This is a genomic window from Streptomyces sp. NBC_01176 (assembly GCF_045039825.1).
Lineage (GTDB): Bacteria > Actinomycetota > Actinomycetes > Streptomycetales > Streptomycetaceae > Streptomyces.
This window is the reverse complement of sequence record NZ_CP108600.1, coordinates 8,655,717-8,669,231: the sequence shown is the minus strand read 5'-3', so window position 1 is coordinate 8,669,231 and position 13,515 is coordinate 8,655,717. Positions and strand designations below refer to the sequence as shown.

Annotated in this window: 13 protein-coding genes; 7 read left to right on the top strand and 6 right to left on the bottom strand. The window is 69.5% G+C overall.

Going from position 1 to position 13,515, the window contains the following annotated elements; all coding sequences use genetic code 11:
• The first annotated feature begins 357 nt into the window (after positions 1-357).
• The gene (locus OG199_RS37690) at positions 358-642 is read left to right on the top strand and encodes a hypothetical protein (protein ID WP_405833304.1); all 285 of its coding nucleotides are present in this window, start codon (positions 358-360) and stop codon (positions 640-642) included.
• Between the two features lie 636 nt (positions 643-1,278).
• Here the strand turns inward: OG199_RS37690 and OG199_RS37685 are convergent.
• The 3 genes from OG199_RS37685 to OG199_RS37675 form a co-directional block, all read right to left on the bottom strand.
• Positions 1,279-2,826 (bottom strand): histidine kinase, encoded by a 1,548-nt coding sequence (locus OG199_RS37685; RefSeq protein ID WP_405833303.1) that lies wholly within the window; start codon positions 2,824-2,826, stop codon positions 1,279-1,281.
• A 225-nt stretch (positions 2,827-3,051) separates the two neighbouring features.
• Positions 3,052-4,059: an amidohydrolase family protein gene (locus OG199_RS37680; RefSeq protein WP_401801983.1), complete on the bottom strand. Its 1,008-nt coding sequence runs from the start codon at positions 4,057-4,059 to the stop codon at positions 3,052-3,054.
• Positions 4,060-4,105: 46 nt separating this feature from the next.
• Entirely contained in the window at positions 4,106-5,803 is a 1,698-nt protein-coding gene (locus OG199_RS37675) for an FAD-dependent monooxygenase (protein ID WP_356805229.1), read from the bottom strand.
• A gap of 221 nt (positions 5,804-6,024) precedes the next feature.
• Here OG199_RS37675 and OG199_RS37670 point away from each other — a divergent pair, with 221 nt between their 5' ends.
• Positions 6,025-7,293: a cytochrome P450 gene (locus OG199_RS37670; protein ID WP_356805231.1), complete on the top strand. Its 1,269-nt coding sequence runs from the start codon at positions 6,025-6,027 to the stop codon at positions 7,291-7,293.
• Positions 7,294-7,899: 606 nt separating this feature from the next.
• Here OG199_RS37670 and OG199_RS37665 read toward each other — a convergent pair.
• The gene (locus tag OG199_RS37665) at positions 7,900-8,154 is read right to left on the bottom strand and encodes a hypothetical protein (RefSeq protein WP_405833300.1); all 255 of its coding nucleotides are present in this window, start codon (positions 8,152-8,154) and stop codon (positions 7,900-7,902) included.
• Between the two features lie 70 nt (positions 8,155-8,224).
• The gene (locus OG199_RS37660) at positions 8,225-8,869 is read right to left on the bottom strand and encodes a TetR/AcrR family transcriptional regulator (protein ID WP_356805234.1); all 645 of its coding nucleotides are present in this window, start codon (positions 8,867-8,869) and stop codon (positions 8,225-8,227) included.
• Between the two features lie 73 nt (positions 8,870-8,942).
• On the opposite strand from OG199_RS37660, the gene OG199_RS37655 reads away from it, so the two are divergent.
• The gene (locus OG199_RS37655; RefSeq protein WP_405833299.1) at positions 8,943-9,602 is read left to right on the top strand and encodes a hemerythrin domain-containing protein; all 660 of its coding nucleotides are present in this window, start codon (positions 8,943-8,945) and stop codon (positions 9,600-9,602) included.
• Complete coding sequence (locus tag OG199_RS37650) at positions 9,599-10,576, top strand: hypothetical protein (RefSeq protein WP_401801977.1); 978 nt, start codon at positions 9,599-9,601, stop codon at positions 10,574-10,576. The genes OG199_RS37655 and OG199_RS37650 overlap by 4 nt, the downstream gene beginning before the upstream one ends.
• Before the next feature lie 357 nt (positions 10,577-10,933).
• Here the strand turns inward: OG199_RS37650 and OG199_RS37645 are convergent, their stop codons facing one another.
• A complete protein-coding gene (locus tag OG199_RS37645; protein ID WP_405833297.1) occupies positions 10,934-11,521 on the bottom strand; it encodes a TetR/AcrR family transcriptional regulator in 588 nt (195 codons plus the stop codon).
• Between the two features lie 539 nt (positions 11,522-12,060).
• On the opposite strand from OG199_RS37645, the gene OG199_RS37640 reads away from it, so the two are divergent.
• The 3 genes from OG199_RS37640 to OG199_RS37630 all read left to right on the top strand — a co-directional run bounded on the left by OG199_RS37640 (position 12,061) and on the right by OG199_RS37630 (position 13,390).
• Positions 12,061-12,459: a nuclear transport factor 2 family protein gene (locus OG199_RS37640; protein WP_148014332.1), complete on the top strand. Its 399-nt coding sequence runs from the start codon at positions 12,061-12,063 to the stop codon at positions 12,457-12,459.
• Between the two features lie 478 nt (positions 12,460-12,937).
• Positions 12,938-13,258: a nuclear transport factor 2 family protein gene (locus OG199_RS37635; protein WP_405833296.1), complete on the top strand. Its 321-nt coding sequence runs from the start codon at positions 12,938-12,940 to the stop codon at positions 13,256-13,258.
• Positions 13,259-13,261: 3 nt separating this feature from the next.
• Entirely contained in the window at positions 13,262-13,390 is a 129-nt protein-coding gene (locus tag OG199_RS37630; RefSeq protein ID WP_405833295.1) for a hypothetical protein, read from the top strand.
• Positions 13,391-13,515: the final 125 nt, after the last annotated feature.

Here is a 13,515-nt window from a genome sequence, read left to right as displayed (position 1 = left end):
CGTGGAAGGACCTGACAGGCGCGGCATCAAGCCGGATGGGCGTCCGTCCTGTCGTGTCGGGAGCCGGGGCCACTCCTCTACCCGCGCCTGTCCACGCACCGTTCGACGGTGTTCCGCTGCCGGGGGGATCACGGCCGAAGGTCCGGCGGCCTGCCGCCGGACCTTCGGCCGCGCCGACTACGGGCGCCAGGCGGTCCGGCTGATCGACCGAAGAGGCAATGCTGCGTGGACGCGCCGCGCGGTGGGGCCGAGGCGGATCGATTCGCCACGGGACGGTGCTCCTAGGGTCGGGCCCGCAACACCGTCGCCACCGCCCTCGGCGCCCTCACCCTGGTCCTGGCGCTGCCGGGGTCGGCCTTGGCGGCCACCGGCGACTTCACGTACAAGTACGTCACCGACCTCGGACACGAGGAGCAGGTGACCCTGCACAATCCGCACAGCGGCAAGTGCATCGACCTCTACGCGGTCGGCGACGACGAGGTGCCCGCGGGCTACGGCCCCCACAACCGGACCGACACCCCCGTGACCGTCTACCGCGGCTCGAACTGCACGGGTGCCCAGTGGCGGCTTCGAGCGCACGGCAACCCGGCCACCGATCAGCTCGAAGTGCGCTCGGTGCGCTTCGACGCCCCGAACAGCTAGGCCGTTTCGTTCGGTTCATCGTGCTGACCGGATGAGTACGCCGGCGAGGCGGATGGCGACGGTCTTGTCGTACCGGGCGGCGGGACCGCGCCGTTGCTTCGACGCGCCGCTCAACGGCGTCGCGCCGCTCAACGGCGTCGCGCCGCTCGACGGCGTCGCGCCGCTCGTATGCCTCGTGGTCGAAGGACGGTGGCCTGCCGCCGCGCCGGCCCCCGCGACGTGGGCGAGCGCGTTGGCCCGCCGGGACACGGGGACGACGCCCGGATGCTGCGGCCGCGCGGGCGGTCGCGGATGGCGCGAGAGAAGTACGACGGTGCCGCCCGCTGCGGCAGGCGGCGGTGCACGGCGTGCGGGCAGGTGATCAGCCCCTGGCCCCCCGTGGGCACCGCAGTCCGCCGACATTCCCTGGTGCGGCCCGCCTTGACAGTTGCCGACGCGCTCGGACATCACCACTCCAGGACGAGCACGGCCGGGTCCTCTGCGGCCTGCGCCACCCCAACTCGGCCTACGGACAGCCCAGTGACACTTCATGGGCGGCCGCGGCGAGCGGGAGGGCTCAGAACGGCTGCCTGGTACGGGAAGTCCGGACGGAAGCGGGCCCGCTCATCGAGGCGCCGGTGAGCAGAACGCCGATCGTCATGTCCGGCTCCCCGGCACTGCCTCCGGCGTCGCACCGTCCTCCACCGTGGCGGAACGCAGGGGAAGTTCAGCGATCACGGTGAATCCGCCCTCGGGCCGCGGTTGCGCGGTGAGGTTCCCACCCACGCTGGCCGTCCGCTCTCGCATGCCGATCAGTCCATGGCCGGTTCCCTGCTGCGGCCCGTGCGGGATCGCGCAACCGTCGTCCTCGACAGTGACCGTCAAGCAGTATCGTCCGAAGCTCAGGTGCAGCCGCGCCTTGTCCGCGCTGCCGTGCTTGCGCACATTGGTCAGAGCCTCCTGGACGATGCGGTAGGCGGCCAGATCGACCGCGGGCGCCAGCGGATGGGCATCTCCACTCCGGGTGCACAGGACGTAGAGACCGACGCGTTCGAACGAGGCCAGGAGATCCGGGAGCTGCGCCAGGCCCGGAATCGGATCCCGCGGTGCATCGCCGTCGTCGCACTGGCGTAGCAGGCTCACGGTCGCGCGCAACTCGTCCAGCGCGGACCGGCTCGCTTTCTGGATGTCCACGAGAGCGGCCAGGATCTGCTCGGGCCGCTCCTTCCCCACATGGACCGCGACGCCGGCCTGAGCGTTGATCAGGGCGATGTTGTGGGCGACGATGTCGTGCAGCTCACGGGCGATCCGGACGCGCTCGGCCGCCACCCGCTGCCGTGCCTCCTGTTCACGGGTCCGCTCCGCGTGTTCCGCGCGTTCCTCCACGGCCGCGATATAGGCACGGCGCGAGCGCACCCCGTCCCCGACCGCCGCCGGCAGCGCCGTCCACGCCAGCATCGCGGCGCTGCCCGGATGCAGCCACGAACCCGGCTCGTACACCACCTCCGCCCCGACGAGTACGGCAGCCGAAGCCGCCGCCACGCCCCAGGCGGCACGGCGGTCGGTCAACGCGGCCACCGAGTAGACCGACACGATGACCGGGCTTGTCACCAGCGGACTCTCGCGGAACCCGAGCACTTGGAACGCCGCCCCACAGCTGACCGCCAAAGCCGCTACGGCAAAGGGGTACCGGCGGCGCCACGGCAGCGCGAGGCAGCCCACGGCTGCGAGCAGGACGGCAGGCCATCTCAGGTCGAAGCGGTGCTCGCGCGGAATGATGGAGGCGGCCACGACGGACAGCACGAACAGCCCCAATGCCACTGCCACGTCAGAGGGCCTGCCGCGGAGGCCACGCCCTGGCCTGCTACCGATGCTCACCGCCATGGCACCACCGTAGGGACACCGCCCGCGTGCTGCTTGCCGGCGAAGGCGGCCGGCGGCTTGATTTCCCAGCCCCGAGGGCCCAGCACCACCCCGGCGGGAGTTGATCTCTTTGAGTGATGAGCGGCTACGAGACTGCTTCGCCGGATCGATCGTCGGTTCACATGGCGCTGGACGCGTGGACGCTCCGGTGCCGTCCTCGGCCGCCAGGCCCGGATCGATCCAGCCGGGCCCGGTCCAGACGGCCGGAGCGGCCATCAGGCGGCCGGAAAAACCACCAGCATGGGACACGCACTGACGGCGCTCGCCGGCGGCGGTGGGCACGGGGATGTCCTCGGAGAGCGTTTCACCCGGCGAGGCCGAGCATCCCGACTCGGTGCGCGTCTTGGAGACGTGACGGAACCCGCCGCCACGGATGATCGTCCGTGGCGGCGGGTTGGATGCGGAGCGGTCGTGCGGCGGTCGCGATCAGCGCGGCGTCGTCGAGGCGTCCGCCGGTGTGGGTGAGGAGATCGCACCGGATGTGCTGCGGACTCGGGCCCGACCGGGTCAAGCCCAGGCAAGCGCCGGTATCAGGCGCAGCGCGTTGTCCCGGTTGATGCCGCGGAGCTGGTGGCCGGCGATGGCCGGGTCGCTGTCCAGGGCCGGTGCCGCGATGTCCGAGACGATGTGGGCGGGGGTGGGCGGCCAGTCGGTGCCGAAGAGGATCCGGTCGGGGTCGACCGTGGCCATGAGGGTGGGGGTCGAGGACGGGGACATGGGGCCCGCCGTGTCGTAGTAGAAGCGGTGCAGGTAATCGCGTATCCGGGACGGTTCGATCTCGGGGGTGAGGTGGTTCCCGAAGAGCTCCAGGCGGGTCGCCAGGTGCGGGAGGAAGCCGCCGCCGTGCGGGAGGACGAAGGTGAGGTCGGGGTAACGGTCCAGGGTGCCGTTGAGGATGAGGTTGATCGCCGCGCGAGTCGTGTCCATGAGGAAGTCGCACATGAACGGCGGCAGGCCCGGGACACCCACCCCGTCGGCGTTGCCACCGGGTACGTCCATCGGGTGCGTGCTGATGATCGCGGAGCGGTCGTTCAGCTCGGCGAGGAGACGGTCGTGGGAGGGGTCGCCGAGATAGACGCCGCCCGCGCTGGTGCGGGTGCTCACCCCGACGGCGCCGAGGTCGTCGAGGCCGTACTTCAGCGACCAGCTCGACAGGTCGAGGTCGTCGAGGAAGACCGGCGTGAAGAAGGCGAAACGGGTGGGGTGGTCCGCGGCGATCTTCGCCGCCGCCTGCAGCGCGACCCGTGCGCTCTCCTCGCGCTTGCCGCGCTCCTGGATGCGGCCGAGCATCGCCACGGTCATGACGGTGGTGCGGATTCCCGTACGGTCCATGAGGGCGAGCGCGGAGTCGAGGTCCCAGCGGGTCCACCAGGGCAGCTTGTCGCGCCTGACCAGGCCCTCCGCCTCGGCCCAGTCGAGCCAGTCGGGTGCGGTGAAGTGGTGGTGGACGTCCACGCGGGAGGTCCGGGCGTCGTCGTCGGCCGCGGCGGACGCCGAGGAGTGGGGAGATATCATCGTGGGCTCTTTCTCCGTTCGTAAGCGGCGTTCAGATGGGGGTCCCTCAGACACGCCCGTCGGACACCGTCGCCAGCGGCTGCTCCGCCGCGGCTTCGGTCACGGCGTTCGGTGGCGTCTCGCGGCGAAGCACCGTCATCAGCGTGTCCGTGAGAGCCCGTTCCGGGTCCGGCACGAGCCTGGGCGACCGCCATGCCACGAAGCCGTCGGGGCGGACGAGGACGGCACCGGTCTCCGCCGTGCCGTGCACCGCCGCCCAGTCGGCCCCGTCCTCGGGGACCAGGTCATGGTTCGCGCCGACGACGTAGGTTTCCACCGGGATGCCCAGGCGGGCGGTGACATCGCGGGCCGCGGTGCGCCAGGCCTCGCCTCCGGGGCCGGTGAGGACGACGAAGGACCCTTCGTAGACGTCCAGAGTGGAGATCCGCCGGCCGTCCCGGGTGGTCACCCACATGTGCGGGGCGCGGCTCCCGGGAGCGCCGCCCAACTGGAACTGGTCGGGCACGATCGCGGCGTCGGGGTCGGCGCCGACGACGGCGCCCGACGGGTAGCGGTAGCACAGGGCCACCGTCAACGCGTCGGCCGGACCGTCCTTGCGCTTCTTCTCCGGGGTGTAGCCCGGGTGCTGTTCCTCGTTCGCCTGGAACAGGGCGCGGGCGGTCGTCGCGAGCGCGACCGGCCGACGTTCCGTCTGGTAGGTGTCGAGCAGCCCCGGTCCGGCCCAGCCGCGCAGGGCGGCCGCGATCTTCCAGGCGAGATTGTGGGCGTCCTGGATACCGGTGTTGGAGCCGAAGGCCCCGGTGGGGGGCATCTCGTGCGCCGAGTCACCGGCCAGGAAGACCCGGCCCTGGCCATAGCTGTCGGCCACACGGTCCGCCGCGTGCCAGGGGGCCTTGCCGGTGACCTCGACGTCGAGATCGGGGACACCCGCCGCGGCTCGGATGTGGGCGACGATGCGCGCGTCGGTGAAGTCGTCCAGCGTCTCGCCCCGGTCCGGGGCCCAGGGGGTGTGGAAGACCCACTGCTCGCCGTTGTCCACCGGCAGCAGGGCGCCCTCTCCCGCGGAATCGGTGATGTAGCAGACGACGAAGCGCCTGTCACCGACGACGTCCTGCAGCTTCTTGCTGCGGAACGTGACGCTCACGTTGTGGAACAGCGCGCCCGGTCCCGACTGGGTGATGCCCAGCCGCTCGCGCACCGGACTGCGGGGCCCGTCGGCGGCCACGAGGTATCGGGCGTGCACGATGCGCGTCTCGCCGCTGTCCCGGTCCCGTACCTCCGCGTGCACCCCTTCGGCATCCTGCGTGAAGGACACCAGCTCGGTGCCGAAGCGGATGTCGCCGCCGAGGGAGCGGGCGTAGCGCAGAAGGACCGGCTCGAGGTCGTTCTGGCTGCACAGGCACCAGCCGGACGAGGTGATCTGCGACAGGGAAGGACCCGTGTCGATGGCCTTGACGATCCACCGGCCGTCACCGCCGGAGAGCGTGCTCACCTGGAGGACGCCGTCGTTTCCGGACAGGGCGCTCGCCGCGGCGTGGATGTCCTTCTCGACGCCCGCGGTCCGGAACAGCTCCATGGTGCGCAGGTTGTTCCCACGGCCGCGGGGGTGGGTGGACGTCGCGGCGCGACGCTCGACGAGAAGGTGCTCGACGCCGAGGCGACCGAGAAAGACTGACGTGGACAGGCCCACCAGGGAGCCGCCCACCACCAGAACCGGTACGGATTCCACGGCTCGTCTGCTCATCGACTGATCCCCAATCGTCTGTCGTCATCGTCTGTCGTCCGAAGCCGAACGCTCCAACCGTGGGAGACGGCGCTCGGGGCCTTTCCATTCGGCATCAACTCTTCGCGCGCTTCACGGGCTCCGCACCTCCTGTTGCTCCGATTGCGACGCCGCGTCCCGACGCCGCACCGGATGGGCTAAGGACGTTTGCTGACGGCTGCCTGCCGGGAACCGTCGAGGCCATGACGCGAACCCCCATGCAGACCGAACCCGGATCCGCGGACCCCGTGGCCGCCGCCTCCCGATGCACCGCCGACTTCCGCGCCAATCCGCACCCCGTGTACGCGGAGTTGAGGAAGACCGCCCCGGTGTGCCCGCTGCAGCCGCCGCACGGCGTGGAGACCTATCTGATCACCCGTTACGACGACGCGCGCGCCGCGCTGGCCGACCCCCGGCTGAGCAAGGACATGTACGGCGCCCTCGACGCGTACCACAGCATCTTCGGCGACTCCTCCATCGCGCTCGACGACAACATGCTGTTCTCCGACCCGCCCAAGCACACCCGGCTGCGGAGGATCGTGCAGGGTGCCTTCACCCCGCGCCGCGTGGAGATGCTGCGCCCGCGTATCCAACAGGTCACCGAGGAACTGCTGGAGCGCTGCCCGACCGACGCGTCCATCGACCTGCTCCGGAACTTCGCGTTCCCGCTGCCGCTCCAGGTCATCTGCGAACTCCTCGGCGTACCGGAGGACGAACGCGAGCGCGCCCACCAGTGGGCCGGGACCGTCGCGAAGACCGGATTCGGCCCGGAGGCCAAGAAGGCTCTCGAGGAGGCCGAGGGGAAACTGCGCGACCTCCTGGTCGACCTCGTGGCGCGCAAGCGCAGCACGCCCGGCGACGACCTGATGAGCGCGCTCATCGCGGCTCAGGACCAGGACGGCGCTCTGACGGACCATGAGCTGGTGTCAACGGCGTGGGTGCTGTTCTTCGCGGGTCACAAGACCTCCGCGTACCTCATCGGCAACGCCGTCTTCCATCTGCTCTCGAAGCCGGACCAGCACCGCGCGGCCCTCGCGAGCCCCGAGGCCCTGAAGCAGGCCGTCGAGGAACTGCTGCGGTACGAGGGGTCGGTGGAGAGCTCCACCTTCCGTCACGCCACCGAGGACATCCCGATGCGCGGTGTGGTGATCCCCAAGGGCGCCCTCGTCCAGATCGCCATCACCTCCGCGAACCGCGACCCGGAGGCGTACGCCGAACCCGACCGGCTCGACGTGTCGCGCACGGGAGGCCAGCCCCACCTGGCCTTCGGGCACGGACCCCACTACTGCGTCGGGGCGCCGCTGGCCCGCCTGGAGATGCACATCGCGCTCACCACGCTGTTCCGCCGGTACCCAGAGATCACGCTGGCCGTGCCCCCGCACGAGGCGCGCTGGCTGACCGTGCCCTTCCCTGCGTTCCGCGGACTCGTCGAGCTGCCCGTGGTGCTCGATCCGGAGCGGATCGCCGACTGAACGGCTGAACGCGGCGCCGAACGGTGCGCCCACTGCCGTGGTCCGGCTCGTGCTCGGGTGCGATCACCAGGCCGGCCGACCACGCATCACACGCGGCGCTGGGCGACGGCGGACAACTCGGACAGCACCCATCGTGAGCGCGGCCACCGCGCCACTCGATCGACCGGTCGTCGTCCAGGATGCTGTCGGGCTCCTGGACGCCGAGGCCGAACCGCTGCCCGGATACGTTCGGTCCACCAGGAATCCGACCGCACTCACGGCGTCCTCAGGGTCGAGGTCGTCCCGTGCTTCCGGCCCGAAACTCGTCGAGGGCCCGCGACCCGGCCTCACGGGCCCGGTCGGCGGAGACGAGGCGCGCGCCCGCCTCACCTCGCCTCGCCTCGCCTCGCCTCGCCTCGCTGGAGCACACCGCGCGCATCCCGTCGACTCGCGCCTCCGCCGAACGGAGGCCGGCGGAGGCGCGGGTCGGGTCGGGTCGGGTCGGGTCGGCGAAGCGCGCACGGCCACTGGCTCTACTGGATTGCCGCATCCGCCGGCGCCGAGCCGGCGTCATGGAGACGCCGGGCCCGACGCGGCACGCCGCGCTCAGTACTGGGTGCTGAGCGGTCAGCGCTGATAGATGGTGTGCACGCCCTTGGCCATCTTCGTGCAACGGCCTCCCGTGCCGAGGCCCTCGCGGACCCAGATCGTCCGCACACTCGACGCGAAGGTGTAGCCGCCCCCGGGGCCGATCCTTTTCCCGTTCTTACTGCTCGTGTACACCCACTCGTCGCGAGTGCCGCCGTCCGCGTACTTGGCGTGGATCTGGACGCAGGCCGCCTTGTGGTCGTACTTGGTGTCATCGAGTCTTCCGTCCACCATGATCCGGCCATGGTCGAGGGGACCCCTGTCCCCGTGCGCCCCTGCCCCCGCGATGTCCCAGTGCGTGGTCCTAGCTCGAACTGGCTGGGGAACGATCAGGCAGAAGTGCGTGACGTGCCGAGCGGGCAATCCAATCCTGCGCCCGCTCGAACGGCCATCCACGCTCGCCGACGAGCGTGATCCAGGCGTGCGGCCCCAGATAGAACCAGAGCAGGTCGATGGCCTCAGCACGGTCCACCCCGGCGCGGAGCGCATCGAGCTCGGCCAGGCGATCAGCGACCAGGGTCAGAGCATGGACGTAGCCGTCGGCTCCCTTGTCGAGGACGGCCTTGACGGCGGGCTCGCCGGGCGGGTTCCGGTAGAAGACTTCGTACACCAGGTCCCAGTGACGCTCATGCGTGAGCCGGGTGCCCGCGGCCGTCAGGTCGATCACGGCGCGCGGATCGTCGGCGGCCTCGACTGCCGCGAGGGTCGTGGCGATGGCGGGGTCGGTGAGTGCCGGCTCCAGAAGAGCCGTCAGGATCCCGGGCTTGTTGCCCACGCTGCTGTACACGGTCGGTACGGCGACCTTTGCCGCGTCCGCGATCTCCGCGACGGTCACGCCGGCGTACCCACGCGCGAGGAAGAGCGCATGCGCGCTGCTCAGGATGGCTTCGCGGGTGGCGGCCGCCGAGCTGACGCGTCGGGTCGAGGTGTACTTCCGGGTCGTCGTCACAGACGCAGTGTACCGCGTGCACGATAGGTGACTATATTGACAATAGGCTCCTATAATGAATATGTTGCGCTACATGACACTGACACCCCCCACGGACGTACCGGCGGTCGTCGAGACCCGGCTGGCCCACGACGTCCACCGAGTGGCCACCACGCTGCTGGCCGAAGCAGCCCTCGACGCCTCGGTCCCCCTCGACGCGACCGTGCAGCTGCGCGACTTCCTCGTCGCCAACCTCCGGCACCACCACCAGACCGAGGACGACGACCTGTGGCCCCTGATCACCGCGAAAGCGCCGACAGCCGCACAGGCGCTGGGCTCGCTGACCGACGAGCACGACCAGCTGGACGCGGCGCTCGACCGGCTGGCCGGCGTCGCCGTCCACGACGGTGCGGCCTCCACAGGTGAGGCGGCGGTTCGCGCCGAGCTCTACGACGCCGCGGTGACGGTCCGAGACGTCGTGCACGACCACCTGACCCATGAAGAGCCCCTCCTCTTCCCAGCGCTCCGCGAGCACGTCAGCCCTGCGGAGTGGCAGGACTTCGCACAGCGCGTGATCGCGACCACTCCCCCCGTCGCAGGGCACCTCATGGTCGGCTTCCTCGACGAGGTGGGCACCCCCGCGGAGGTCGAGTCGGTGCTCGCGGGCCTGCCGGAACCGGTGCGCCCTCTGGTCCCCGCGATGCGCCTCCAGGCCGCGGCCGATCTCGGCGTCCTCCGCGGGACCGACGCATGACGTTCGCACCGCTCAGGTGGCCCGACGCCGCGGACCCTGTGATCAGGGGCGACCTCACCGTGGCGGTCGCCTATGTCACTCCGGCCGGCGGCGCCGTGGTCACCAGCGTCTCCCCGCTGGGCCTCGGGAACCGTGAGGCCGGGCGGGTCGGGTTCACCACCTCGCTCGGCTTCCCGAAGAAGCTCGAACGGATCCTGCGCGACCCTAACGTCGCCGTCGCCTATCACACCCGTGAACACGGCTTTGCAGCCAGTGACGCGTACGTGCTGGCCCAGGGCGCCGCGTCGGTGGACATGCACCCGTCGCCGGAGCGCCTGGCAGAGCTGATGCGTGCCTCCGAGCCGTTCCTCGGAGAAGTGAGGCGTGGGCCGTTGTGGGACTGGCTCCTGCGTGAGTACCACCAGGAACGCGTCTTCGTGGACATCGAGTTGCAGCGTGTCGCGGTGTGGGAGAGCCTCTCGGCCCGAGGGGCGAGAGCGGTCACAGGCGTCGCTTGGCCTCAGTTCCCGGCGGAGCAGGACGCACCGAAGAACGGCACGGGCCCGCGCGTCGACGTCGCCGTGGTCGCCCGTCAGGTCCAGCGACTGCCGCACCGGCTTCTGGCCTATCGCGGCGCGGACGGTCTGCCCGTCATCGTCCCCGTGAGAGTCACCGGCCACGACGAGGCCGGACTGCACCTGGAGGTCCCCGCAGGGCTGCTTCCGCCCGGCGGCCGCAGGGCGGGCTTCCTTGCCCACGCCTTCCAACCGCAGTGTGTCGGGCTGGGAATGCGCTCGCTCACCGGCTGGCTCACGGTCACTGAGAAAGAGGCCGTCTACGCACCGCACACGTCCAAGGGACTGGCCGCTCCCCCGTACAGGACGCTGCTGACCGTCTCCAACGGACTACTGGCAAAATACGGGCTGTGGCGTGCGCAGCGTGACGGTACCTCCGCCCGCCTGCACGCCCTCGCTGCCCAACGCCTGACGGACTGACACTCCCTTCTGTCCGCGGTCTGTCGGAAGAACCAGCCGCCCCTGTACGCAAGGCCCAGCGTCAGCGCCTGTCACTGCGGATCACTCAGCAGCCGGGCGGACCCATTACCTGGCGGGATCCATTTCGCGAGACTCGCTGAATCGCGATAGGCCTAGCAGAGTCCAGCACGATCGTGTCCCCTTCGCCTGCGCTGCCTCTTTGGACGTCGAGGCGTTCGCCAATGAGCGCGGTATGCGGCCGGGGTCGCGTGCGCTCCCGGCCGTGGGGTTCGACAGGGAGGACCGAATCCCCCGCCCCATCCGTACTTGCGAGTCAGGATCGGCTTCTCCCCCAGGGCCACTCGATCGACACGTGGTTCAGGGGCGCGGGAGGTTCGCCATCGCGGAGCGGCCGATCTGGACGAGGGCCGAGGCGTCCATGTTGGTCTTGGCGAGGAACTCGATGCCCTGCAGGACTGCGAGCAGCAGGCCGCCCACGTCCTCCGGGCTGGCGTCCGCCGATAGGTCTCCTTCTCGCTGCGCGTCCTTCACGCAGGCGGTCAGGAGGTCTTGGATCTCCTGGTACGTCGTGCGAGCGCGCGCGGTGACGTCCGGCTCCTGAGCGTGCAGTTCGGAGGTGCTGCCGGCCAGGAAGCAACCGCGCCGCTGGATGTCGTTCGCGTAACCGCGGGAAGCGCCGTCAAGGAGGTTCCCGAGTCGCTCAAGTCCCGTGCCCGGCCCGGTCAGCGTCCGCCGGACGCCGTCGAGCTGCTCGTCGCGGTAGTCGTCCAGTGCGCGCAGGAAGAGCTGGCGCTTGTCACCGAACGCCCCGTACAGGCTTCCCTTGCCCAGCCCGGTGGCGGCCATGAGGTCGTCCATGGATGTGGCGGTGTATCCCCGGTTCCAGAACTGCTCGCGCGCGTTCTGTAGAACCTGGCTCTCGTCGAAGCGTCGTGGGCGACCCATCAGGCCAATGTAACAGTTGTTGACCCATCGGTCCATTAGGGTGCGTTGCCAGCCACCCCCAGCATCTCCGAGGACAGGGATGCGACCTTCCTGCACCTGACGCATCGCCGCTCCCGATCCACTTCCACTTCGCACCAACAGTCAGCAGTTGTCGCCGAGAGCACATGCGTCGATACATCCCGCATCGAAGAGGGAGGTATCTGTCCGTCGCAGGAGGACAGGCATTTCCACGGTGCGGCGATCGAGTCAACCACCCCCACACGGCAAGGCCCGCTTGATCGACAGACAGGGGTCGCCCGGGGCGGCCCCGTGCGATATCGCCACAAAGGCGGCCACGGGCTCGGCTGCACAGAGTGACCTCCGCGACAACGCCTCTTCTTGACCGTTCAGTCCATATGTGTTTGACTCGACCGCGAGACTGCAGCTCATATGCCCCGGTATGCCCTTCGGATGAACACCTCCTCCCCGCCGCGCCGCAGGAGCCGCGAAGCGCCGGCGGGCTGCAGCTACCCCCCTCCACGGAAGAAGGATGCGCAAACATGACCACACGCGAGGTCGTCGAAAAGTTCCTCGGTCTGCTCGGCGCCGGAGACCCGGATGCCGTGGCGAAGGTCTTCGCCGAAGTGATCGACTGGTACGTCCCCGGATCTGACCAGCTTCCCTGGACGGGACGGCGCACGACGCCGGCCGAGGTCGCCGACTACCTCAGGGTCCTGGGCGAGAACATCGTGCCGGAAGAGAACGTCGACAAGGTCGAAGCCCTGATCGTGGAAGGCGAACACGCCGTGCTCCTGGGCGAGTTCACCCGCACCGCAAGAAGCACGGGCCGCGTCTACGAGATGCCCATCGCCATGCACTTCCAGGTCGTCGATGACAAGATCAGCAAGCTGTACCTGTACGAAGACACTGCCAAGGTCGCACAGGCATACGCGCAGTAAGAGATCCGAGGCGTGGTCTCCACCCGCCCCTTCGGCGAGCCCCGCCGGGGGTGACTCAGCACCCCTCACGAGTGGACGCAGCGGCCACCGCTGCCTCCACATACGCCCCCGGACGACCGGCCGCAACGGGATCATCCATCCCTGGCCCAGCGGCTGACGGTCGGCTCCGGGATCCTGCACAGCGAGAAGAGGGCTCCGGCTCCCTCGCCCAAGGGGATGCGGCACGCATCACCGGCTCCGAAGGCCAACGCATCAGGGCAGGCGGCCCGGCGCGGAGGTACTGATGCGGGAAATGGACACAACCATCAGCTCTCGGTGAGCCCACTCCGTGACGCGGCCGTGTGCGGTCGACAGCCGGTTCACAACAAAACCCGCCCCGCACGAGTCATGCCGGTCAGGACAGGTGCCCGGTCGAGCGCCCGCAGTGGGTCCGCCGCACCTGACGTACGCAAGACATGAGATTCTCAAAGGAGTCAGAATGAACGAGAAGCAGAGCGCCCTCCAGGCAGCACGCGAAGAGGCAGCAGTCAGGTACTTCCGTATGGTGGACTCCGCCGACCCGAAAATCCTCGACCTCTTCACGGACGACGCCCAGATGTTCTTCCCGAAGTTCGGTATTGCCACCGGGAAGGATCAGATAGCAGCCTTCGCCCAGGGATTCGCCGGACAGATATCCTCGATCCAGCACGACATCCCGGGATTCACCGTCATATCCTCCGGACATTACGTGGTCACCGAGGGTTCAGTACGGGGCACCACCACGTCCGGCGCCGCGTTCCCTGACGGAACGGCGTCCTAGGGGTTGTTCTGCAATGTCTTCGAGTTCGAGGGTGAACGCATCAAGAGGCTCCACATCTACGAAGACCCGGACTTCGCCGGTACGCACGCCGACGGGATCATCTGGGGCCAATCAGTGCGCGGCAACATCTAGCCCCTGCCGTCAATCTTCTGCACTCCCGCACTCTCTCCAGGAAGGAGGGCGGGGCGGGGCAAGAAGCCATAGTTTCGGTGGTCGCACGCACCAACTGCTGTGACTGATATTGGCGCCTAGCCAGT